Origin of the sequence: Nonomuraea polychroma (genome assembly GCF_004011505.1) — a bacterium.
GTDB lineage: Bacteria > Actinomycetota > Actinomycetes > Streptosporangiales > Streptosporangiaceae > Nonomuraea > Nonomuraea polychroma.
Map to the genome: position 1 here is coordinate 10,286,141 of NZ_SAUN01000001.1, position 20,852 is coordinate 10,306,992.

The 20,852-nt window shown below is 67.2% G+C and carries 19 protein-coding genes and 1 pseudogene; 8 read left to right on the forward strand and 12 right to left on the reverse strand.

The window, feature by feature from the left end; genetic code table 11:
* The first annotated feature begins 97 nt into the window (after positions 1-97).
* On the forward strand, positions 98-1,519 hold the full coding sequence (locus EDD27_RS47845; RefSeq protein ID WP_241564637.1) for an MFS transporter: 1,422 nt from the start codon (positions 98-100) through the stop codon (positions 1,517-1,519).
* On the opposite strand, the gene EDD27_RS47850 is transcribed toward EDD27_RS47845, so the two are convergent.
* On the reverse strand, positions 1,516-2,499 hold the full coding sequence (locus tag EDD27_RS47850) for an NAD-dependent epimerase/dehydratase family protein (RefSeq protein WP_127939376.1): 984 nt from the start codon (positions 2,497-2,499) through the stop codon (positions 1,516-1,518). The two genes, EDD27_RS47845 and EDD27_RS47850, sit on opposite strands and share 4 nt — an antisense overlap.
* A gap of 84 nt (positions 2,500-2,583) precedes the next feature.
* On the reverse strand, positions 2,584-2,775 hold the full coding sequence (locus EDD27_RS47855; protein WP_127939378.1) for a hypothetical protein: 192 nt from the start codon (positions 2,773-2,775) through the stop codon (positions 2,584-2,586).
* A 205-nt stretch (positions 2,776-2,980) separates the two neighbouring features.
* Between EDD27_RS47855 and EDD27_RS47860 the strand changes: the two genes are divergently transcribed.
* Positions 2,981-4,309, forward strand: coding sequence for a sensor histidine kinase (locus tag EDD27_RS47860; protein ID WP_127939380.1), 1,329 nt, complete (start codon positions 2,981-2,983; stop codon positions 4,307-4,309).
* Positions 4,310-4,334: 25 nt separating this feature from the next.
* On the opposite strand, the gene EDD27_RS47865 is transcribed toward EDD27_RS47860, so the two are convergent.
* The 3 genes from EDD27_RS47865 to EDD27_RS47875 form a co-directional block, all read right to left on the reverse strand.
* Complete coding sequence (locus EDD27_RS47865; protein ID WP_127939382.1) at positions 4,335-5,381, reverse strand: S66 family peptidase; 1,047 nt, start codon at positions 5,379-5,381, stop codon at positions 4,335-4,337.
* A gap of 240 nt (positions 5,382-5,621) precedes the next feature.
* Positions 5,622-5,966, reverse strand: a complete 345-nt coding sequence (locus tag EDD27_RS47870; protein ID WP_127939384.1) for a hypothetical protein — start codon at positions 5,964-5,966, stop codon at positions 5,622-5,624.
* 503 nt (positions 5,967-6,469) lie between these two features.
* Positions 6,470-6,832 carry a VOC family protein gene (locus EDD27_RS47875; RefSeq protein WP_127939386.1) on the reverse strand — a complete coding sequence of 121 codons (363 nt, stop codon included), beginning with the start codon at positions 6,830-6,832 and terminating at the stop codon, positions 6,470-6,472.
* Positions 6,833-7,058: 226 nt separating this feature from the next.
* On the opposite strand from EDD27_RS47875, the gene nadE reads away from it, so the two are divergent.
* Complete coding sequence (gene nadE / locus EDD27_RS47880) at positions 7,059-7,889, forward strand: ammonia-dependent NAD(+) synthetase (protein ID WP_127939388.1); 831 nt, start codon at positions 7,059-7,061, stop codon at positions 7,887-7,889.
* Positions 7,890-7,947: 58 nt separating this feature from the next.
* On the opposite strand, the gene EDD27_RS47885 is transcribed toward nadE, so the two are convergent.
* On the reverse strand, positions 7,948-8,304 hold the full coding sequence (locus tag EDD27_RS47885) for a hypothetical protein (protein WP_127939390.1): 357 nt from the start codon (positions 8,302-8,304) through the stop codon (positions 7,948-7,950).
* Between the two features lie 295 nt (positions 8,305-8,599).
* Positions 8,600-9,766 (reverse strand): erythromycin esterase family protein, encoded by a 1,167-nt coding sequence (locus EDD27_RS47895; RefSeq protein ID WP_127939394.1) that lies wholly within the window; start codon positions 9,764-9,766, stop codon positions 8,600-8,602.
* Positions 9,767-10,343: 577 nt separating this feature from the next.
* On the opposite strand from EDD27_RS47895, the gene EDD27_RS47900 reads away from it, so the two are divergent.
* Positions 10,344-11,138: a class I SAM-dependent methyltransferase gene (locus EDD27_RS47900; protein WP_127939395.1), complete on the forward strand. Its 795-nt coding sequence runs from the start codon at positions 10,344-10,346 to the stop codon at positions 11,136-11,138.
* Between the two features lie 460 nt (positions 11,139-11,598).
* Here EDD27_RS47900 and EDD27_RS47905 read toward each other — a convergent pair whose 3' ends face one another.
* Together EDD27_RS47905 and EDD27_RS47910 are read right to left on the reverse strand one after the other, a co-directional pair.
* Positions 11,599-13,539: an FG-GAP-like repeat-containing protein gene (locus tag EDD27_RS47905; RefSeq protein WP_127939396.1), complete on the reverse strand. Its 1,941-nt coding sequence runs from the start codon at positions 13,537-13,539 to the stop codon at positions 11,599-11,601.
* Positions 13,540-13,788: 249 nt separating this feature from the next.
* Positions 13,789-14,289, reverse strand: coding sequence for a GNAT family N-acetyltransferase (locus tag EDD27_RS47910; protein WP_127939397.1), 501 nt, complete (start codon positions 14,287-14,289; stop codon positions 13,789-13,791).
* 236 nt (positions 14,290-14,525) lie between these two features.
* On the opposite strand from EDD27_RS47910, the gene EDD27_RS47915 reads away from it, so the two are divergent.
* Both EDD27_RS47915 and EDD27_RS47920 read left to right on the forward strand, forming a co-directional pair.
* A complete protein-coding gene (locus EDD27_RS47915; RefSeq protein ID WP_127939398.1) occupies positions 14,526-15,281 on the forward strand; it encodes a LamG-like jellyroll fold domain-containing protein in 756 nt (251 codons plus the stop codon).
* Complete coding sequence (locus EDD27_RS47920; RefSeq protein WP_127939399.1) at positions 15,281-15,733, forward strand: FG-GAP repeat domain-containing protein; 453 nt, start codon at positions 15,281-15,283, stop codon at positions 15,731-15,733. Before EDD27_RS47915 ends, EDD27_RS47920 begins: the two co-directional genes overlap by 1 nt.
* Before the next feature lie 17 nt (positions 15,734-15,750).
* Here the strand turns inward: EDD27_RS47920 and EDD27_RS47925 are convergent, their stop codons facing one another.
* The 3 genes from EDD27_RS47925 to EDD27_RS47935 form a co-directional block, all read right to left on the reverse strand.
* Positions 15,751-16,221, reverse strand: coding sequence for a GNAT family N-acetyltransferase (locus tag EDD27_RS47925; RefSeq protein WP_127939400.1), 471 nt, complete (start codon positions 16,219-16,221; stop codon positions 15,751-15,753).
* A 113-nt stretch (positions 16,222-16,334) separates the two neighbouring features.
* Positions 16,335-16,877 carry a P-loop nucleotide/nucleoside kinase family protein gene (locus tag EDD27_RS56125; RefSeq protein ID WP_206642000.1) on the reverse strand — a complete coding sequence of 181 codons (543 nt, stop codon included), beginning with the start codon at positions 16,875-16,877 and terminating at the stop codon, positions 16,335-16,337.
* 199 nt (positions 16,878-17,076) lie between these two features.
* Positions 17,077-17,667: a GNAT family N-acetyltransferase gene (locus EDD27_RS47935; RefSeq protein WP_127939402.1), complete on the reverse strand. Its 591-nt coding sequence runs from the start codon at positions 17,665-17,667 to the stop codon at positions 17,077-17,079.
* A 697-nt stretch (positions 17,668-18,364) separates the two neighbouring features.
* On the opposite strand from EDD27_RS47935, the gene EDD27_RS47940 reads away from it, so the two are divergent.
* Both EDD27_RS47940 and EDD27_RS47955 read left to right on the forward strand, forming a co-directional pair.
* Positions 18,365-18,988: a hypothetical protein gene (locus tag EDD27_RS47940; RefSeq protein ID WP_127939403.1), complete on the forward strand. Its 624-nt coding sequence runs from the start codon at positions 18,365-18,367 to the stop codon at positions 18,986-18,988.
* 412 nt (positions 18,989-19,400) lie between these two features.
* Positions 19,401-20,800: pseudogene (locus tag EDD27_RS47955) on the forward strand (IS3 family transposase).
* Positions 20,801-20,852: the final 52 nt, after the last annotated feature.

The following is a 20,852-nucleotide window of genomic DNA, read 5'->3' on the forward strand; positions in this document are numbered from 1 at the left end:
GGATGGCTACGGGCGATATGTAATAGCTTCCAGGGAATCATGGTCGGGCCGCGGTGCGCCGTGCCGACTCCTGCCGCCGCCGCGCGGAGAGGTAGTCGTGATAGGGGCGTCCGGATTCGACACACGCCGACGCGCACTGGCCGTGTGCCTGGTGGCGGCGTTCATGAGCGGTCTGGACGTGAGCATCGTGAACGTGGCGCTGCCGTCCATCAGGGAAGGGCTGCGGGCGACGGAGGACGGGCTGCAGTGGACGCTGTCCGGGTACGCCCTCACGTTCGGGCTGCTGCTGATTCCGGCCGGGCGGCTGGGGGACGCCAGGAGCCGGCGGGCGATCTTCTTGTTCGGGGTGGCGTTGTTCACGCTGTCCAGCGCGGCATGCGGGTTCGCCGGGGACATGACGCTGTTGATCGGGGCCAGGCTGGTGCAGGGCATGGCGGCCGGCATGCTGAACCCGCAGGTCTCGGGGCTGATCCAGCAGATGTTCGGCGGGTACGAGCGGGCGCGGGCGTTCGGCGCGCTGGGCGCCACCATCGGCGTGTCCACGGCGGCCGGGCCGCTGATCGGCGGGGCGCTGGTCAGCATCCTCGGACCCGAGCACGGGTGGCGGTGGGTGTTCCTGGTGAACCTGCCGGTCGGCATCGCCCTGCTGCCCCTGGCCTATCGCGTGCTGCCGGCGCCCCGGAAGGTGGAATCCGGGGAGCGGCGGGAGGACATGGATCCGATGGGCGTGCTCCTGCTCGGCGTCGGAGTCGCGGGCCTGCTGTTGCCGATCATCCAGCGGCATCAGTGGGAGGGCGGGACCAAGTGGCTGCTCATCCCTGCCGCGCTCACCGTGCTGGTCGGCTTCGTGGCCTGGGAGCGGGTCTATCCCCGCGAGCCGCTGATCGACCTGTCCTTGTTCCGCAAGCGCTCCTACAGCATGGGCTCGGCGATCGCGCTGTTCTACTTCGCCGGCTTCACCGGCATCTTCTTCACCTTCACGCTCTACCTCCAGAGCGGCCTCGCCTACAGCCCGCTCATGGCTGGGTTGGCGATCACGCCGTTCGCCCTCGGGTCGGCCTCGGCGTCCGTGGTCGGCGGGCGGCTCGTGTCGCGGGCCGGTCGGCGGCTGGTCGCCGCCGGCCTGACCACGGTGATCGTCGGGCTCTCCGCCACGATGGCCGCCACCGCGCTGGTGCCCGGCCACGGGGTCGGGCTCGCGACCGCGCTGCCGTTGCTGGTCGCGGGCGTGGGCAGCGGTCTGGTGATCTCCCCCAACCAGGCGATCACCCTGTCCGAGGTGCCGCCGGAGGGCGGCGGCAGCGCGGCCGGGGTGTTGCAGACGGGGCAGCGGCTCGGGTCGGCCGTCGGGATCGCGGCGGTGGGCTCGACGGTCTTCGGCTCGCTGAGCGACGGCTGGCCGACGGCCTTCCGCCACGGCCTGCTGGTGGTGCTGCTCTTCATCGCCGTCGCCCTGGCCGCCGCCCTCTACGACCTCCTCCGCACCCACCGCTCCGCTGCTCCTCGTGACCAGCCTTAACCGGCCAGGAGCCTCGCCTCCACCGCGGGATCGATGCCCTTCTGGGGCCGATCCGGACGCAGGGGAGCCTGGCCGCCGATGCTCTGCAACCACGCCCACGAGTCGGCCACCGTCTCCGCCAGGGGCCGCAGCCGCAGCCCCGCCGCCATGGCCTTGGACACGTCACCTCCATGCATGAAGTCGTAGTCCTCGCCCACCAGCCAGATCGGCAGCTGGATCCACGGCGTCACCCCCGCCGCCAGGATCTTCTCCGCCTCGATCCACCGCAGCTCGGCGTCGGCGCCGGTCACCTTCACACACGTGTCGAGCAACTCCCGCATCGTCACGAAGCCCGGAGGGCTCACCACGTTGAACGCCCCGCCGATCCCGCGTTCGGCCGCCCGGAGGCACCACACGGCCAGGTCACGTGCGTCGACGTACTGCAACCCGAGGTCAGCGGGCCCGGGCGCGAGCACCGGCCCGCCACGGGCGATCCTGGTCAGCCACCACGGCAGCCGCCCGACGTTCTCGTAAGGCCCGATGATCAACCCTGCCCTGGCCAGCAGAGCCCGGTCCCCGAACGCCGCGACCGCCGCAAGCTCCGCCCCCGCCTTGTTCCTGGCGTAGTCGGAGTCGTCGTCATCGTCGGCGGACGCCGCCACGACCGGCGCGCTCTCGTCCGCGCCGAAGGGCAGGGGCTCGGCGTACACCGATCTGCTGGACACGTAGACGTAGTGTCCCGCCCTCTCCGCCAGCAACGACGCCGAGTCCCTGACCGCGGAGGCCGCCCACGACCAGGTGTCGACCACGACGTCCCACTCGCCGCGCTCCAGCGCCGCCAACCCACCGGGCGCCGTCCGGTCGCCGCGCAACGCCGTCACTCCCGCGGGCGGCTCGTTGCTGCCCCGGTTGAACACCGTCACGTCCCAGCCCAGGCCAAGCGCCTCCTCGACGACCGCCCGCCCCACGAACTCCGTGCCACCTAGCACCAGAACTTTCATGGCACCCACTCTGGCCCAGGCGCCTACACCCGAACAGACGTCCACGCCATCAGCGGAATCGCCACAAGCGAAAGCCGCGAGCTCTCAGAACTCGCACCCACCCGGGTCAGCGAAATCGTCGTCGTCGTACTCAGGAGCATCAGGAGGAACGGGCGACGAGCAGGCCGCCACCCGCCCTCCCGGGCGGGGCTCCGGCTCACCCGGGACCCGCACGGTGAGCCCGCGGACACCGAGCGGACCCTCGCCCGCCACCACTTCGACTCCGTCACCCCTCACCCACCCGATCATGGGCCGACGAGAAACGCGGAGCGTGGCGAAACACTCCTCTTGACAGCCCGCTTACCGAATCTCGATCCGCGTAGCACCAGATCAGAGCCCTTGCTGTTGTGCAGGCCTTACCTGGGTAAGTGTCACAGACAGTGAGTACGGGGGATGGACGGTGAAAAGGCTCTTTCCACGCTCAATTCGGGCGCGCCTGACCATGATCGCGACCTTGGTCGCGGCGCTGGTCTTCACCGCCACGTCCACCGTCACCCTCGCCACCGTGCCGAGCAACATGCGAGCCATGGTGCACACCCGGGTGGAGCTGGCGGTACGCAGGGTCGCCGCCCAGGCCCAGCTCGGCCGGCTCCCGGCAGAACTCGGGACGCCGTCGCAGGTCCACCTCTTGCAGGTGGTCTCCCCGACGGGCAAGGTGCTGGCGGCCACCCCCGACCTGCAGGGCGACCCGCCGCTCCTGCCGTCCGTGCCGGGACGCCACCCCGACAAGATCTACGCGACCGATCGCACGTTGCCGCCCCGCCTGGGTGAGAGCGAAGAGCAATACCTCATCATGGCCCTGCCCGTGCAGACCCCCCAAGGGCTCGTCGCCGTTTACGGTGCCGCCTCGCTCGCCGAGGTCAACAAGTCCCTGGCCTGGCTCTACATCCTGGTCTTCCTCGGCACCCCGCTGGTCCTCTTCATCGTCGCGGGCACGACCTGGGCGGTCGTCGGGTTCGCCCTGCGCCCGGTCGAGCGCATCCGCACCGAGATGGCGGAGATCACCGGCCAGGACCTCAGCAGGCGCGTCCCCGTACCCAACACAGGAGACGAGATCAGCAGTCTCGCCGCCACCACGAACGACACCCTCGACCGCCTCCAACGATCCGCGGAAACCCAGCGCCGCTTCGTCGCCGACGCCTCGCACGAGCTCCGCAGCCCCATCTCGGCCCTGCGCGCCCAGCTCGAGTTCGCCAACGCCTACCCGGAGGAAACGGACTGGCAGGCCACCGGCGCCCGCGCCCTGGCCGCCGCCGACCGCCTCACCTACATCATCGAAGAGCTGCTGATGCTGGCCAAGCTGGACGCGGGCGCGGCCGTGCAGCGCCGCGTGGTGGACATGTGCCACATGGCAGCAGAGCAGGTACGCCGCCGCGAGGGCTCCAGAGTCCCCATCATCCTCGCCCCCTGCCACCCGGCACCCGTCTACGGCTCACCCATACAGCTCGACCGCCTCCTGACGAACCTCCTCGACAACGCCACCCGGCACGCCGCCACCAAAATCGACTTTTCGGTCACGGTCGACGACGACAAGGTGATCGTGACGGTGACGGACGACGGCGAAGGCATCCCTCCAGAGGACAGGGAGCGTGTCTTCGAACGCTTCACCCGCCTGGAGAGCGCCCGCGTCAAGGACAAGGGCGGCAGCGGCCTCGGGCTCCCTCTGTCCCGCGAGATCGTCACCGCCCACGGCGGCACACTCACCATCGCCGAGCACGCGCCCGGCGCCCGCTTCGTGGTCGTGCTCCCGCTGTACGAGGGCGGGCCGTAGACTCCGCCTTCCGCGCCGAACTGGCTCAGTAGGAGACCGTGATCGTGCGTGCGGGTCCGTCGAGGCGGATCCGCCCACCGTACGGGATCACCAATTTCGGATCGGTGTGCCCGAAGTCGACGTCGAAGACGATCAGCGCGTCATCGTTGTACTCGGCGAACGCGCGCAGCACCGCCTCCCGCTGGTCACGCGCGTACGCGACCCTCTCCTCGGGAGCGGTGCGCCGCTCGAGCGACCAGCCGCGGGCACGGCCGACCATGACGCCGCCGAAGCGCCGCAGCAGCCCACGCTCGCCCATGCAGCGCAGGATCCGGTAAACCTCCGTGGCGCTCGGCATCTCCTCCGAGGTCTCGAAGAACAGCACCCCGCCCTCGTGCTCCTCTGCCGGGCGGATCGCACGGTCGGCCATCAGCAGCCACGACACGATCTCCAGACAGCCGCCCCAGCTCACGCCCTCGACGACCCGGTCGGCGTTGTGCCACGTCCAGCCGCTCGGGCACGGCGTCATCGGCGGCTCGCTCGCGAACGTCTCGGGATCGTCCCACGGCCGGTCCACGTCGGTGTAGGCGGTGGCCGGGCGCAACTCGTACGGGCCGCTGGTGAACAGGGCGGCACGCAGCGACTCCGCGGTGAGCGGATGCATCGCCCCCGCCCGGCCGAACTCGGTCATGATCGCGCCCCCGTGGTACCCGACGATCCCGAGGTCCCACAGGAAGGCCAGCATGTTGGTGGCGTCGCTGTAGCCGAAGAACGGCTTCGGATTGGCCTTCAGCAGGTCGCGGTCGAGGTGGGCCAGCACGGTGAGCTGGTCGTCGCCGCCGATGCTGCAGATCACGGCGGCGATGTCCGGGTCGGCGAAGGCGGAATGGAGATCCCTGGCGCGGTCGGCCGGCGACGACCCCATCGTGCGGGTCGTCGGATACTCCACCGGGATCAGGCCGAAGTCCTCGCGCAGCCGCCGGAGTCCCAGCTCGTAGGGCAGCGGGAAGATCTCCGGCAGTCCGGCGGACGGCGACACGACCGCCACCCGATCACCGCGCCGCGGCTTGCCCGGATAGGAGGGGGTATGCATGAACGTATCTTCACGGCTTCCCCTCGCAACGGCCATTGATTTGCGAGTCCTCGCCGTGCGCGGCCTGGCTGGGCGAGCACCATGTGCCCAGGTCAGAGAAAGTGCGGCCATCGATCTGATTCGCCTGCGCGGCCCTGGCACAGCCGTCACAATGGTCCCTGCGGCCACGCACGTGCTCTCTTCCGTCCTCGGACGAAGCCCCTCCAAGGAACACGTGCTGGCCGTCGCCCTACCCGGCCGCTATCGGCGGAGATAGTCGTAGCGCGGCGGCGCCGGGCCGACGATGAGCTCACCATCGCGGACCTGCCATTCGGTTTGACCGTGCACTTCATGAAAGGCCAAGAACAGGCCGCAGACGCGATCGTCGTCTTCATCGATCGCCGGGAGCATGGCGATCTGCCGGACCTGCTCGAGCACCTCGTGGACTTCATGCTCGCGGACAGCCCGCGCATAGCAGGCGGCGTCGAGCCAGCCACCCGAAGGAAAGGTCCAGCCCTGGATCTCCCCCTGGCGAATGATGCGCTCGGCTTCCTCCCGCTGCCCAGAGAACTCCAGCCAGCCGCGTATGTAGACCCAGATGCCCATGACTCGATGATGCCGGTAGGGGTTGTCAGCAGGCCGGAATCCACCGGTTGACCTGGCTGCCGCACCGAGAGCGGGTGGCCGAACCGAACCTCAGGGGACGGCACGTGATCGCCAGTATCGGAGCGGAATTCTCCCGGTGCGGCGCGCGAGAGAGACCGGACCTTCGCCAGAGGCGCTTACGGGTTGACCAGGTCGTTGGCCACGCGCTGCCGGTAAGGGCGTTCACCCCTTCCGGCGCCGAGGTGTACTCGATCACGGGTAGCTCAATGCCTGTGGGCATACGCTCCCGGAAGTCTCGCGTGGCGCTGCCGCCGCATCGCTCGTAGAAGGCGATGGCAGGGGCATTGTCCCTGAGCACCTCCGGGTAGACGGCCTTGCCGGGAGGGTGGCGGCGGCGTGCCCGTTCTGAAGTGCATGGGCATGAGCGTGCCATAGCCATGCATGGACCTGAGTACGGGGCTGGGCAGGTCGAGGGTCGTGGTGAGGGAGGCGAAGCCGCCGGGTCAGGCTTCGGAGACCGGCTCCTCCCAGTAGACCTCCACCACGTATCCGTCCGGGTCCACGCACTTGAAGCTGTCGAACCCGGGCTCCGACCACCGCTCCACGATCGGTACACCATCACGCTCAAGGAGGGCCAGGCGCCCCGCGACATCGGGTGTCGTGAACCCGAAGTGCGCGAAATCGGGCAGCCTGCGGGGATCGGGGTCGGGGTGGAGGGCGAGATCGAATCCCTCCCGATCCCGGATGATCAAGGTTCCGTCCTCATACCTGCTCGCCGGGCCGGCATCGAAGCCGAAGTAGGTCTCGTAGAACCTGCGGGAGCGCTCGATGTCGCGTACGGCGAGGGCTAGATGATTCAGCCGCATGGCCTCAGACGGTAACCGGCGAGCGTACGCAACGTCGATGCATTAATCCACACTGCCGATCGTGGGCCCGGGCGCTTCGCGGAGGGGGACAGCGGCTTCCACGTCATATGCCGTGAAAGGGACTTCGCGGCCTTGCTCTAGAGTGCTCCCGTCCCCTGCGCACGCCTGTGGTCCCGGCTCGGCGGCGCGTGCCGACCCCGCCCACGTGCCCAACCGAGGAGCAACCGTGACCGACCTGGCGTCCATGTCCCTGCAGCAGGAGATCGCCCGGGATCTTCAGGTGAGCGCGTCCTTCGATGTACGGCAGGAGATCGAGCGCCGAGTGGCCTTCCTCACCGACCAGCTGACCTCCACGGGCCTGCGCTCGTTGGTGCTGGGCATCAGCGGCGGTGTGGACTCCATGACCGCGGGGAGGCTGTGCCAGTTGGCGGTCGAGCGGGTCCGTGCCGCCGGGCGGGAATCGACGTTCTTCGCGATGCGGCTACCGTACGGCGTCCAGGCCGACGAGAAGGACGCGCAGCTGGCGCTGGAGTTCATCCGGCCCGACCGGATCCTGACCGTCGATGTGAAGCCCGCCAGCGACGCCGCGCTGGAGGCGGTGCTCGCCGGCGGCATGGTCTTCCGCGACGCGCACCAGCAGGACTTCGTGCACGGCAACATCAAGGCCCGGCAGCGCATGATCGCTCAGTACGCGGTAGCGGGCGCGCACGAAGGCCTGGTTGTGGGCACTGACCACGCTGCCGAGGCGGTCTCCGGCTTCTTCACCAAGTTCGGCGATGGCGCGGCCGACGTGGCTCCGCTCACGGGCCTCACCAAGCGGCGCGTACGGGCCATGTCGCAGGCGCTGGGTGCGCCGTCCGCGCTGATCCGGAAGACCCCGACCGCGGACCTGGAGACACTGAACCCCGGCAGGCCCGACGAGGAGGCGCTCGGCGTCACCTACGACGACATCGACGACCTCCTGGAAGGCAAGCCGGTCGATGAGGCCGCCTTCGCGGCTATCGTCCGCCGCTACCGGCTCACTGAGCACAAGCGACAGCTGCCGATCGTCCCCTGAACTGGCCCCCGTCAGCCACTTGTCCTACCCCGACGGGGGAAGCGGAAGATCCAGAAGGTCAGCGGCAGAGCCGGTAGTGGTCGGTCTTGACCACCTTGAGGTTGTCCACCGACATCCACCCGTGCGTCTTGGTGCCCTTCACGCGGGCGTAGACCCACAGGTGGTTGTGGCTGTTCTTGGTCCAGCACAGGAAGTAGAGCACCTTGCCTTGCGGCACCTTGGTGACCGTCCCGCAGACGGGACCGGCGTAGGGGCCCTTCTTGAGGTTGTAGGCGCCGCGCATGATCCCCCATCCGCTGTCCACGTTGGCCGTCGCGGGCCTGGGGCAGCCCGTGGCGGCGGTGGCGGAGTGAGGGGGCAACAGGGGGACCGCCAGCAGGGTCAGCGCGCTGATCGCGAGCGTCTGGAATCTCATGTTTCTTCAGATGCACGAGATCGGTCAGCGGTTCGCCTGCGTGACAGAACACCAGTGCGGACTTGTCGCGCCGGCACCAGGCAGGTGATGCCCCAGACCTCACCAGGATCGGCCCCAGAGCGCCTTGAGCGGCCGGCGCAGGCCGACGGCGAAGGCCGCCGTCAGCAGGCCAGCGACCAGCCCGCACAGCAGCAAGCGCCTGGGGACCTGAGGATCCGCCCACAGCGAGGGGCGGGCATGGATGGCGTGGTGATGGGGCGCATGGCTGTCAGGCCAGGCCGACAGCCATGCGCTGTCACTCCCTGTCGGCAACCTCCTTGAGGAAGACGATGCCGTCGATCATGTCGAGGTGGTCCGGGTCCAGCGGGAAATAGGCGAAATCGTGGGAGCTGCGCGGGACGGTCTTCGTGATGGCCTCGGCCAGGCGGCGGGCGTCGATGAGAGCGTGATCCCACGGGAGCGTGGACAGGAGGCCCTCGACGGTGTCCGGGGGCGGGGTGTTGTCGCCGACCGTGCCGAGAGCCGAGGCCAGGAAGGCGTACCGGTCGCCCAAGTGCGTCTCGATGATCGCCCCCGCGCTCCACCACTCCAGCATCTGGTCGCCGAACGACATGAAGCTCTTGTTCCGCTGCAGGTGGAGGTTGGAGGAGAAGACCAGGGCCGGGCCGTGCTCGGCGACGGCACGCAGGTTGGCGGCCATCATCGCGTCCCGCAGGGCCGACAGCCGGGTCCACCGTGCCGAGGAAGCGTCGGCCATCCAGTAGTGGTAGCGGAGCAGGCCGGTGGCGGTGCGCCCGTACAGTGCCGCCCGCTCCCTGTCCTCCGCGCTCAGCCGCGGCGCCTGCGTGTCGAGCAGCGCCACCAGGTCGTCGGCGATCAGCCGCAGCCGCTGGGCGTCGGCGGACTGGCCGATCGACTGGGACGGGTCCATGGCCGTGGCCTCGTTCGACCACCGGTCGTCCGGGCCCAGCAGCGTGTCGAGGGTTTCCCTGGTTACTACTGTGCGGGGGAGCGGGCCGTCGAGGAGGGCGTAGAGGGCGGTGAGCGCCTGGCGCGGGCTCGCCGCCCAATACTCCAGAGGTGCGTCGAAGCCGAAGAACCGGAGCTTTTCGGCATGCTCCTCGTTGTACGCCCGCATCCAGCGTACGAGCTCGCGGTTGGCCGGTGACGCGCCGAAGCCGTGGCTGAAGCCGCGTTCCATGACGTCATCGAGCGTGCCCGTGCCCGTCGTGACGTAGTCGTCCACCACGAGGCCCATGAGGCAGTCGCTCTCGATGGCGAACGACCGGTAGCCCTCGTGCTCGACGAGGTGCCGGAAGATCTCGTTGCGCAGCGCGCCGAGCTCCTCCACGAAGTGCCTGGCCTCGCCCAGACCGAGCAGCAGGGGCCGGGCGGGCAGCGACCGGAGGAACGCCGAGACGCTCGCGCCGTCGAGGGGCCGGGTTGTTTCCTTGATATCCATGCTTCAACGGTATCGTTGAACTTTCGGTGTAAACTTTGCCGTGGAAATCCTGCTTCTACCGCGATCGACCTTCAATCGTTGATGCATCCATCCATCATTTCGATCGCGCATCCCTAGGGATCGCGGTGAACATCTCGGCCTTGATCATCCACAAGCCCTCCAGTAGGGCCAAAGCTGAGGGTCGGGATCAAAGTCTGTGGAGCGGTTACCGTTCGTGGGTGGATACCGGGAGCCGATCATTGAGCGCAGATCGTTTTCGATCCCACGGTCGGCTCGGGTGACCGGGCCCCCGTCGTTCTTCCTTTCGGCGGTCATCTCCGCCACTGCAAGATGACGCAGGGCGATCGCGCTCGCCCGGTCGGTCAGGCGGTGGGCGAAGTTCAACTCTGCTTCGTGATTCATGACAAGCCTGCAGCCTTTTGAGATGGCCACTGATCAGTGCTTTATCTGTTCTTCCCCTCCCTGAACGACGTGGTGGTCCAGCAGGTCACCGATCGCGGGGACCACGTGCTGATCACGGCTCGAGAAGTACGCAGGAGATCAACCCGCGAGGGGGGAGGCCTGCCAGGATTGATGGATGTCCCGCGAACGTCTGCGATCCACCTTCGACACCGTGGCTTCCCTGTATCAGAAGGCGCGCCCCGACTACCCTGCCGATCTGTATTCCGACCTGCTCGCGATCTCGGGTATCGAACCACCCGCGCACCTGCTCGAAGTCGGATGCGGCCCAGGGAAGGCCACACTGCCCCTGGCCAGGATGGGCTTTCGGATCACCGCGGTCGAACTCGGCGATGCCCTGGCGGCGGAGGCACGCCACTGTCTTGCCGAATTCGCCGACGTCTCGATGATCACCTCATCGTTCGAAGACTGGGAGCCGCCGACCGGGGTCCTCTTCGATCTCGTCTACGCGGCCACGGCCTGGAACTGGGTGGACCCGGAGGTCAAGTACGCGAAGGCAGCCGCCCTCCTTGCCGAGGGCGGCCATTTGGCCGTATGGAACGCCGACCACCCATTGCCGGCAGGCTTCGACCCCTTCTTCACCGAGATCCAGAAGGTCTATGAGGAGATCGGCGAAGGCCATGACGGCCCGTGGCCGCCTCCACCACCTGAGGACCAGCCAGACCCCACCGCCGCCGAATTCGAGGCCTCCGGGCACTTCGCGGTCGTCGGGACGCGGCTCTACGTGTGGGCTTTGCGCTACACGGCAGACGAATACATCGCGCTGCTCGACACGTTCTCCGGCCACATCGCCATGGAGCCGGCCAAGAATGAACGCCTCTACCAGGAGATACGCCGCCTCCTCGCCGCACGCCCGGACGGCCAACTCACTCGCCACTGGTCGGCCGCCCTCACCATCGGCCGACGTCTATGACGTCATTGGGCACCGCAAAGGATGGCCGGCGGCTCGCGGCGGACTCCCCGAGGACAAGCAGATCGCGGACGTGGTGCGCTGAAGGACGGGTGTCCCTGATCTTGCTGGCGCCACGTCCGTACCCTGCCTGATTTCCTGCCACCCTCGACGGCTGCCTCAGAGGATCAACCTTCGGCATGACGCTGAATGATCTTCCTGATGGTCTTCCGTCAGGGGCGCGGGTGAGGTCGTAGCCACAGAGATCTTCTCCAGCCCCGGCTTTACTACCGCACTACTGCGCACATCGGGCTTGTGCCTGCCACCCGTTCCGCGGATCACCCCTGACCAGCCCGACGAGCAAGATCCAGATGGAACGGGCGCGCGAGCAGAGTACATCCGCTCGCGCCCCCTCAGGAATCGCATCAGATGCGTACGATCAATCGTGCTCAGGCTATGGCGGGGTGGAGTCCCGGTGTGATCCTCATCCGGCAGACCCTTGGAAGTGCGGTGTCCAGCCGGAGCTGATGGCGGTGGCCGGGCCGAATTTGTTGGCGCCCTTGCCGTTCCAGATGTTGAGCGTGCCGGTTTCGCTGTGTACGGCGCCGATGTCGGTGTGGCCGTCGTTGTTGACGTCCCCGAGCGACATCAGCGTGCCGGCGTAGGGTTCCCAGCCGGGCCCGAGTTCGGTGGCGGTGGTGAAGTTGTCGGCGCCCCGGCCGTTCCAGACGTGCAGGGTGCTGGTGTCCTTCTTGACGGCCAGCAGGTCGCCGATGCCGTCGCCGTTGAAGTCGCCGGCGATCGGCCGGCTGAACGCGGTCCAGCCGGGCCCGATCGCCTGCCGGGTGGCGAAGGTGTTGGCGCCCTTGCCGTTCCAGATGTTGAGCGTGCCGGTGTCGGCGTGTACGGCGCCGATGTCGGTGTGGCCGTCGTTGTCGACGTCCCCGAGCGACATCAGCGTGCCGGCGTAGGGTTCCCAGCCGGGCCCGAGTTCGGTGGCGGTGGTGAAGTTGTCGGCGCCCCGGCCGTTCCAGACGTACAGGGTGCTGGTGTCCTTCTGGACCGCCAGCAGGTCGCTGATCCCGTCGCCGTTGAAGTCGCCGGCGACCGGCCGGCTGAACGCGGTCCAGCCGGGCCCGATGGCGGTGGCCGGGCCGAACGTGTTGCCGCCTTCGCCGTGCCAGACGGTCAGCGTCCCGGTGGCGGCCGAGAAGATGTCGCCGATGCCGTCGGCGTTGAAGTCCGGCGTGGCCGATGCGCTCATCCCGGCATCGCGCGGGTTCTGTGCGTGGGTGAGGGTCTCCCAGCCCAGGAAGTGTGACACCCCGACGGGGCGGTTCTGCTCGACCCATTGCGTGGCGTAGGGAATGTCGTCGTATCCGAGACGGTGGTGCAGCGCGTTGTAGCCGACCTCGAAGTGCTTTCCAAGGTCCTTGGTGACCTTTCCGCCGCACAACCACGACGGCACCGTCCCGCCCAGTTGCAGGCGAGCGTGGAAGTTCATCGCGAATCGCAGCCGGTGCTTGGCCTTGGCGTACAGGTCCACGCCCTGGTGGCGGGCCGTCTCCGCGACGTGGGAGATGGCCGCGAGACCCCATCCGGTGTGCCAGAAGTCACGGCAGGTTTCCTGGGTCAGCCCGTCCACGAACGTGGTCTGTCCGTGCCAGTAGTCGATGATCTCCGCTTTGGTGTCGTACTTGCTGTTCGGCGGTGCCTTGGGCAGCGAGCCGTCCGTCTTGAGGTAGATGTAGGCGGGCAGCCTGCCGTACCAGGTCTGGATCGCCCGGTCGAAGGAGGCACGGTCGTCGAGGTGCACGGCGATGCCGATGGCGGCATCCGTCATGATCAATTCCCAGTTGCCGTTGTTGTTCGGCCTTCCGGCGATCAAGGTCGGGAGATACACGGTGCGCAGCTTGTTGGCGAACCGGCCGGCCTGGGTCCAGCCGGTGTAGGTGTGCTTGATGAGTTCGGCGGCCCGGGAGAAGTTGGCGCCCGCCCAGCCGGTCTGCAGCGGCGCGTTGTCACCGGTGTGCTTGGTGATCACGGCTGACCAGGCGTCCATGATCTGGATCGCCTTGACGGCGTAGCGGGAGTCTTTGGTGAGGTACCACTGCAGCGCGTGCGTGTATGCCGCCATGGAGTCCTTGCGCTCGTCCGAGCAGCCATAGTCGGGATTCGACGACGGGCCGCACTTCACTTCGGCGCGGGGCTTGGCCGTATAGGACAGCGAGGCGTAGGAACTGCCTTGGAGGGAGTTCCAGGCAGACTTCCACGGTTCGTTGCCGAGGTTGGCCCTGACGAAGTCGAGCTGAGCGCGGCTGACCAGAACGCCAGGGTGCTTGAACACGGCCGCCTGCGCAGGCTGCGGCACGGATAAAGCAGCGACCACGAGCATGGTGGCGGCAAGAGGACGGGCGAGACGCACGGGTTTCCTTCCAAAGAAGCGGACGCCTATTCCGCCAGCCGCCGGCTCAGCCCGTCAAGGCGATCGTGCCTCAGACAGGGGTCCGCTATACCCGCGATATACCGTGCGCACAGTTGCACACCCGCCGGGTCGGGATCTTGCTGTCTCGACCGGGCCTGTCTTCGCCGACTCGGCACCAGGGCGGTCATCACGGGAAGAGCCGACCAGGCCGCCAACCGCACGAAGAAGGGACGCCAGGAGGGGCTCTTCCTAGAGCGTGAGCTTGAACCCCTCGTGGCTGTTGGCATAGCCCAAAGCCACGTAGAAGCGGTGCGCATCCTCTCGCCGCTTGTTGCTGGTCAGCTGGATGAGCTCGCATCCTCGCGCGCGTGCCCGCGCGGCCGCGCGCTCCATCAAGACCCTTCCGAGCCCTCCACCGCGCCTGTCGGCGCGGACTCGTACTGCCTCGATGAGGGCACGCTCGACGCCGCCCTTGCCGAGACCTGGGATGTACGTCGCCTGCAGACAGCCCACCACCGTGCCGTCATCGCCCCGGTCGCCGGCGCCTTCGACCAAGACCAGCATCTCGTTGCGCGGGTCCGACTCAATCGCCGCGAAGGCGCGTTCGTATGCCTCCGCGACCACGACCGCCGCCGGGTCGACCACGCTCTCCTCATCGGCGAGCAGGGCGAGCACCGCAGGCAGGTCGGCGCGTGTCGCGGGACGAAAGACGAGCGCTGGTGCGGGCACGGACTCAGAGGCAGCGGACATGGCACCGACCCTAACGGGGCTTCGCAGGAGTGCTTCAGCCCCGGCTCACGTGATCACGACCAGAGACAGGGCCGCCCTAATGGCACGGGGATCAGGTGCGTCGCTGCGATCGCCCAAACATCGCCCCCGGCGGGAACGACATACCGCGGATATACCGCCGTCTCCTCGCCGCAGGCCTGTTCGCCGCCCTGCTTGTGGCCTTCACATGCCTCCCGCATTCAGCCGCGGCCCGCTCCATGGGCCTGAGCGCGTACGACAAGCTGGTTCTCTCGCACGGCCCGGTGGCCTACTGGCGGCTGTCGCACCCCTCCCACGGTACGGAGACCGACCACACCGGAAACGACCACAAGGGGACCTACCGCGGCGTCACCAGCACCGTCCAACTGCCCAACCGGGACGGGGCCGCCGTCTTCAACGGCTCGTCGGGATACTTCGAGATTCCCACCGCCAAGCAATTCCACATCTCCACCACGGGCAAGTTCACCGTGGAGGCGTGGATCAGGCCGCACACCCTCCAGTTCCCCGACGAGGAACAGACCGGCTACGTCTACTTCATGGGGAAGGGCACGAAGTCAGGCGGTGGCGGCAACCGCGAGTGGGCCGGCCGGATGTACTCGAAGGACAACGACGAGAACCGCCCCAACCGCATCTCCGGTTACGCCTGGAACCTCGATGGCGGCTATGGCGCCGGGGCGTACTTTCAGCAGCCGGTGAACGTCAACCAGTGGATCCACTACGCGATCACGTTCGACACCGCGGAGGGTACGTACGGGAAGGTACGCATCTACCGCGACGGCGTGCTGGCGGGCTCCGACAACCTGGCCTATCGCCCTGGTACGGAGGACGAGGTCATCGTCAAGCCCAAGCCGGGAACCGCGCCGGTCCGGTCGGCACCCGCGACGGGCAGTCCTATTTCAAGGGAGCGATCGGAAAGTTCGCGATCTATGACCGCGAGCTCTCGGGAGCGGAGCTCCGGTCGCACTACACCGTGATGACCGCATCGGCCACGCCGGACTTCAACGCCGACGGCATCGGCGACATCTTCTCGGCCGCCACCGGGACGTTGACCGTCTGGCACGGCGAAGGCGGCAACACGTTCGGCCCGGCCACCGCCATCGGGCCCGGCTGGACCGCGTTCAGCCGGCCGATCGCCGGCGACTTCAACGGCGACGGGATCAGCGACCTGCTGGCGGTCCAGAAGGACACCAGCACCCTGTACGTCTGGAACGGCCGGGGCGCCGACAACTTCACCACCGCCACCGAACTCGGGCCCGGCTGGGAACCCTACGCCGGCACGCTGATGTCGCTCGGGGACGTCAACAACGACGGCCACACCGACATCGCGGCCACGCGCGACGGCACGCTCTACATCTGGAACGGCAAGGGCGCCAACAAGTTCTCCAGCGCCATCCCCATCGGAACCGGCTGGACACCGCACTTCTGACCGCCTTCACTCCGGCGTCAAATGCTCCCACCGGATGATCGCCAAGCCGAGAGTGGTTCGCGCACCATGAATACGTCCACCTGGTCCTCGGCCTCGATCGTGAACCCGTGCCGCTCATACAGTCGGCGGGCCGGGCTCCCCTGCAGCACGTTCAGCCGGACCACGGCGTCTTCGCGGTCGCACCGCTCCAGAAGCGTGCGCAGCACGGCAGAACCGATGCCCTTGCCCTGCAACTCCGGGTCCAAGTAGAAGTGCTCCAGCCAGTAGGTGTCCTTCGCCGGCCGCAACGCCACGCAACCGGCAATGGCACCACCCACCTCGATCATCCAGGTGTGCGCCGGCGTGAACCCGTCCCGCAGCCGCTGCCGCACACGCTGCTCGTCGTACCGCCCGAGCCGCTCGAGATCCGGCCTCATCACCACGGCCCGCAACTCGGCCACCGCCTCGACGTCCGCCGCCGAAGCCGGCCGAAACTCCCAATCCGCCATGATCGTGATGTTATCGCCCCGGCTTCTGCTAGCCCGGGGGAGGCTCCACCAGGGCACGCCGAGATCGATAGCCGCCCCGGAAAGATCAAGCCCAGGCCCCGTCATCGGCCGTCTCAGTCCTGCGGAATCGTGAGCTGCCCTTCGTCAACGGGCTCCTCAAATCCGGCCAGATACCTGTTGAGAAGATCCTCGGACACGGTCACAGAGTTGGCCCCGTGCAGCTTGTTGCGTACGGCGAGCCGCCGCCGCAGCGTCTCAGGGCTCGCCTTGAGATAGATCAGCTCCCACTGACACCCATGGCTCTCGATCAGGGCCTTGTAGTGGTCACGAGTCGTCCGGCGCCAGAAACTGTAGTCCAGGACCACCGGTCGGCCGGCTTCCATCAGGTCCACGAGCCGCTTCTTCAATGTTTCCTCGGCAGCTGCTTTGTGGTTCTCGTACGCTGCCGGTTCGAACTCGGCGGCATCGCGCCCGAATTGCGCCCAGATCGCTTCATCGATCGACAGCCGGACATAGCCGCGCCGCTCCAACGCTTGTGCATAGGTCGACTTGCCTGACCCCGCGATCCCACACATCATCACGACGGACCGCGCCGACGCGTCCTGCGAACCATCTAAGAGCCGTTCATCTTCAGCCCCACCAGCAATATCGTTCACGGCTGGGACCTTATCGTCACGCCCACGATCACACCTCTGCAACCCCGGCACGCCGCGACGGAGCGAGACCGAGCCATCGCCGACGCTCTCAGGGGAAGCTCGCCGAAGAGCCCCTGCTCGGCTTGTCCTGGGTCGACGGCGGGCGGGATGATCAGGCTTCCACCTCAGCCATCCACGGCCCGGGTGCCCTGGGCGGTCATCATCCCGGAGCCGGAGCGCCCTCGCCTGAGACACTGTTTCCTGATGGTGCCGGGTGTGAGTTGTGACCGTCAGTCCATTCGCTGTCGAGGATGCTGAATAGGGCGGAATCTCGCCAGCCGTCGCGCAACTTGGCGGTGTGCCGGAGGTGGCCTTCATGTGCCATTCCTAGTTTCTTGAGGATGGCCGCTGAGGCGGCATTTCGCGGGTCGCAGGTGGCGTAGATGCGGTGCATCCGGAGTTGGTGGAAACCGATGCGGAGCAGTTGTCGGCCGATGGCGGTGCCCAAGCCATGGCCCCAGACGCGGGGGTGGGTGACGTACTGAATCTCACCTTGGGCGTGCTGGAGGCTGCGGATGTGAAACTCCCCCATTCCTATGACCTCATCGTCATAGAGGGCTGCGTAGGCAAAACGTGTTTGTGGGCCTTCATGCCATGCGGCTACGGCTTCTGCCACGAACTCACGCGTTTGAGTGAGGGAGTTCGGTCCCCATGCCTGATACCGGCAGACCTCGGGGAGCCCGGCCCAGGAGTGGACGGCTTCGACATCGGTGGGTTGTAGCCGCCGGAGTCGCACTTCGGGATGGCTCATGATCTGAATGATGCCGGGTGATTGAGGTGACGAGGTTCCATGGTGTCTCCTCTTACATGGCCGGAGCACGGGCGCGCGTGAGAACGGCTTTCCGGTCGCACGTTTGCTTCCGGCGCTCGGGTGCTTGGGGTCAGGCTCTAGGCATGCGATCATGCGCATGACATCGATCAGAAAGGGCCATGCCGCGTAGTCGCCCTTCGGAGGTCCGTACGCGACGATCGGCGTGCGGGACCCACAGAGCTTTGATCCATCATGTTCCAGGGCTTGGCCGTCGTCCTATGGCGGCGATGATCGCTCTTGAGCACACTCGGATGTGGCCGGGTGCGGTAGCGGCGGCCTTGGCGGCTTGGCCGGAGGAGACCCTCGTTGGGACCGCTGACCGCCTCTTCCGTCGGTGCGAGTGCGATGATCAAAGCCCAGTTACCGAATCCATCGGCCTGGGCTTTCAGGCTGAGAGCGGGTGACGGGAATCGAACCCGTGCTGTCAGCTTGGGAACTGCATCGATCCCTGCCCACTGCGGCGCTGAGCTGGGCAGAAGGCCGGTCATGAGTGACCGTGGTTGACCGTTCCTCACCCTGGTTAATGGCCCGCTAATGGCCCGGCGATCAGCCCGATCCCCTCGGGATTGCCGTGCATCGTCGATATGGCGCGAAAATCTCTCTTGCCGGGCTTGATGCAGTGAGGCGACACTGCAACGTGCACTCCGATGAGCAAGCCAATCAGGTGGTCGAGGAGTTGACGGGCCATATCTACACGGCATTGCGCGACGGCGGCCTCGAAGCCGAACCCGTCGTCGAACTGGCGTCCTTGCTGGAGGCATGGGGCAAAAGCACTCCGGCTACGCGGGAACTCCTCGAACGCCCCGCTACCCATCTGACCACGGCTGACCTGACCCGCCTGAGCGAGAGCCTTCTCGGCGACGCCAACTTCGAGCCGACCTTCGCCCTCGAACCCCGTCTGTGGACGACGCTGGAGCACGCGTTAGAGGTCGTGGAGCGTGACGTTCGCACCAGCGGGATCACCGGTACGCTTCGCTTGGTCACCCAAGACTGGGACAGCAGTGGTCTCGCCTGGGTGGAGTTCCAGGGTGGTTATCACGGCAACGGCATCGAACCCATCGCGGGCAGTAGCGCTCAAGGGGCGCTCGCGGATGTCGCCGATGCCGTCCAAGAAACGATCATGGAGTTGATTCGGAAGGTCTGGCCTGTCTGCACCACGCACGATCAAGGCCTGCACGCCGGATATGAACATGGGACGGCCGTTTGGCGGTGCACCGGCGATGGGACGCATACCGTCGCACCGGTCGGTGAACTGCCTTGATCGCGTCGGTGCATGCATGGGGATGCGCGCCGAAGTACGGACAGACGACCGGTTGCTTCTGAGCTCGGTCAGCCGTGCCAGACTACCTGGATGATCTCTACCAGCCGCCGGTACTCGACAATCAGATACGTGATCATCCCTGCTCCACCTTCGCCAAAGGTGTGAGTCCTCATGGGGGCGTCAGGCCGTTCCTTCACGAATGGATTGCCGTTCCAGGGGGCGACTTGCAGAAAGACAGTTGCCTCGAGGAAGGGTGCGAGCGCCTCGGCCGGCAAGGCCCTCTCTGTCAGGGTTTGTTGAGACTGATGTGACTACAGTTCATCTGACTGATGAGGGTGAGTAAGGATCTCAACGAACCGTGAGCATGAGACTGGCCGAGCGTTCCCCGGCGTCGATCGCCGATGATGGAGCAATGAGCTCGGGTAAGGGCAAGCAGGGGCCACGCGCGGACCGGCCGCGGCGGCGGACGTTCACGCCCGAGTACAAGCAGGCGATCTTGGCCGAATACGACGCGCTGACCGAACCGGGCGCGCGGGGCGCGCTGCTGCGGCGGGAAGGGCTGTACTCCTCGCATCTCGTGGAGTGGCGGCGGGCGGCCGAGGCGGGAGCGCTGGACGGCCTGGCCAAGGGCGGCAAACGCTCGGGCAAGAGCGGCGAGCAGGCCGAGCTGGAGCGGCTGCGGCGCAAGGTGGAAGCGCTCGAGGCCGAACTGGCCCGAAAAGACGCGGCGTTGGATCTGGTGGGAAAAGCACATGCGCTCTTGGAGACGCTCTCCGAGAGCGCGGCCTCAAAGCCGAGGTCGAACAGGCGATAGGCGAGGTCTTCGCTGACCTGGAAGCCGTCACCTCGACCAGCGCGGCGTGCGCGCTGCTGGGCAAGTCGCGGGCCAGCCTGTATCGCCAACGCGCCCGGGCCAGTGGCCCGCCGCGTAAGCCCGGCCCCGTCGAGCCGCCGCCCAACGCGCTGACGCTCGACGAGCGTGAGCGCGTGCTGGCAGTGCTGACCGAGCCGCGCTTCGCCGACAAGGCAGTCGCGCAGATCTGGGCCGAATTGCTGGACGAAGGGGTCTACCTGGCCTCTCAATCGACCATGTACCGGCTGCTGCGCGAGCAGGGACTGGTGCGCGAGCGGCGTCGGCTGGCCGCGCATCCGGCCCATGTCAAACCCGAGTTGGTGGCCCATCAGCCGAACGACGTGTGGAGCTGGGATATCACCCGCCTGCCCGGCCCGACCCGCGGCACCTTCTACCAGCTGTATGTGATGCTCGATATCTTCAGCCGTTACCCGGTGGGCTGGCGGCTGGAGGCGGCCGAGGACGCCGCCATCGCCGAGCGGTGGATGGCCGGACTGATCACGGCACACGGCCGGCCCAAGGCGATCCACGCCGACCGGGGCAGCGCGATGACGTCCAAGAACGTCGCTCAGTTACTGGTGGACCTGGGGGTGCAGCGCAGCCATTCCCGCCCGCGCGTGTCCAACGACAACCCCTATTCGGAAGCCCAGTTCAAGACGCTGAAGTACCGCTTCGACTTCCCCGAGCAGTTCTCCTCGATCGAGCACGCGCACGCCTGGTGCACCGATTTCTTCGACTACTACCGGCACGAGCACCGTCATGCGGCGCTGGGGCTGCACACCCCGGCCTCGGTCTACTTCGGCACCGCCGGGCAGATCCAGCTCCAGCGAGCTCAGGTTCTGGCCGCGGCCTATGCGGCCAATCCAACGCGGTTCGGCCGACCGCCGACCCCGCCCCCTATGCCCACCGCGGCGTGGATCAATCCACCGACCCCACAAGCGCTCATAGCGTCCACATAGCAAGAGACTGTCTCAAGATCCTTGACAGGTACCGAGGCTGCGATCTGCTCAT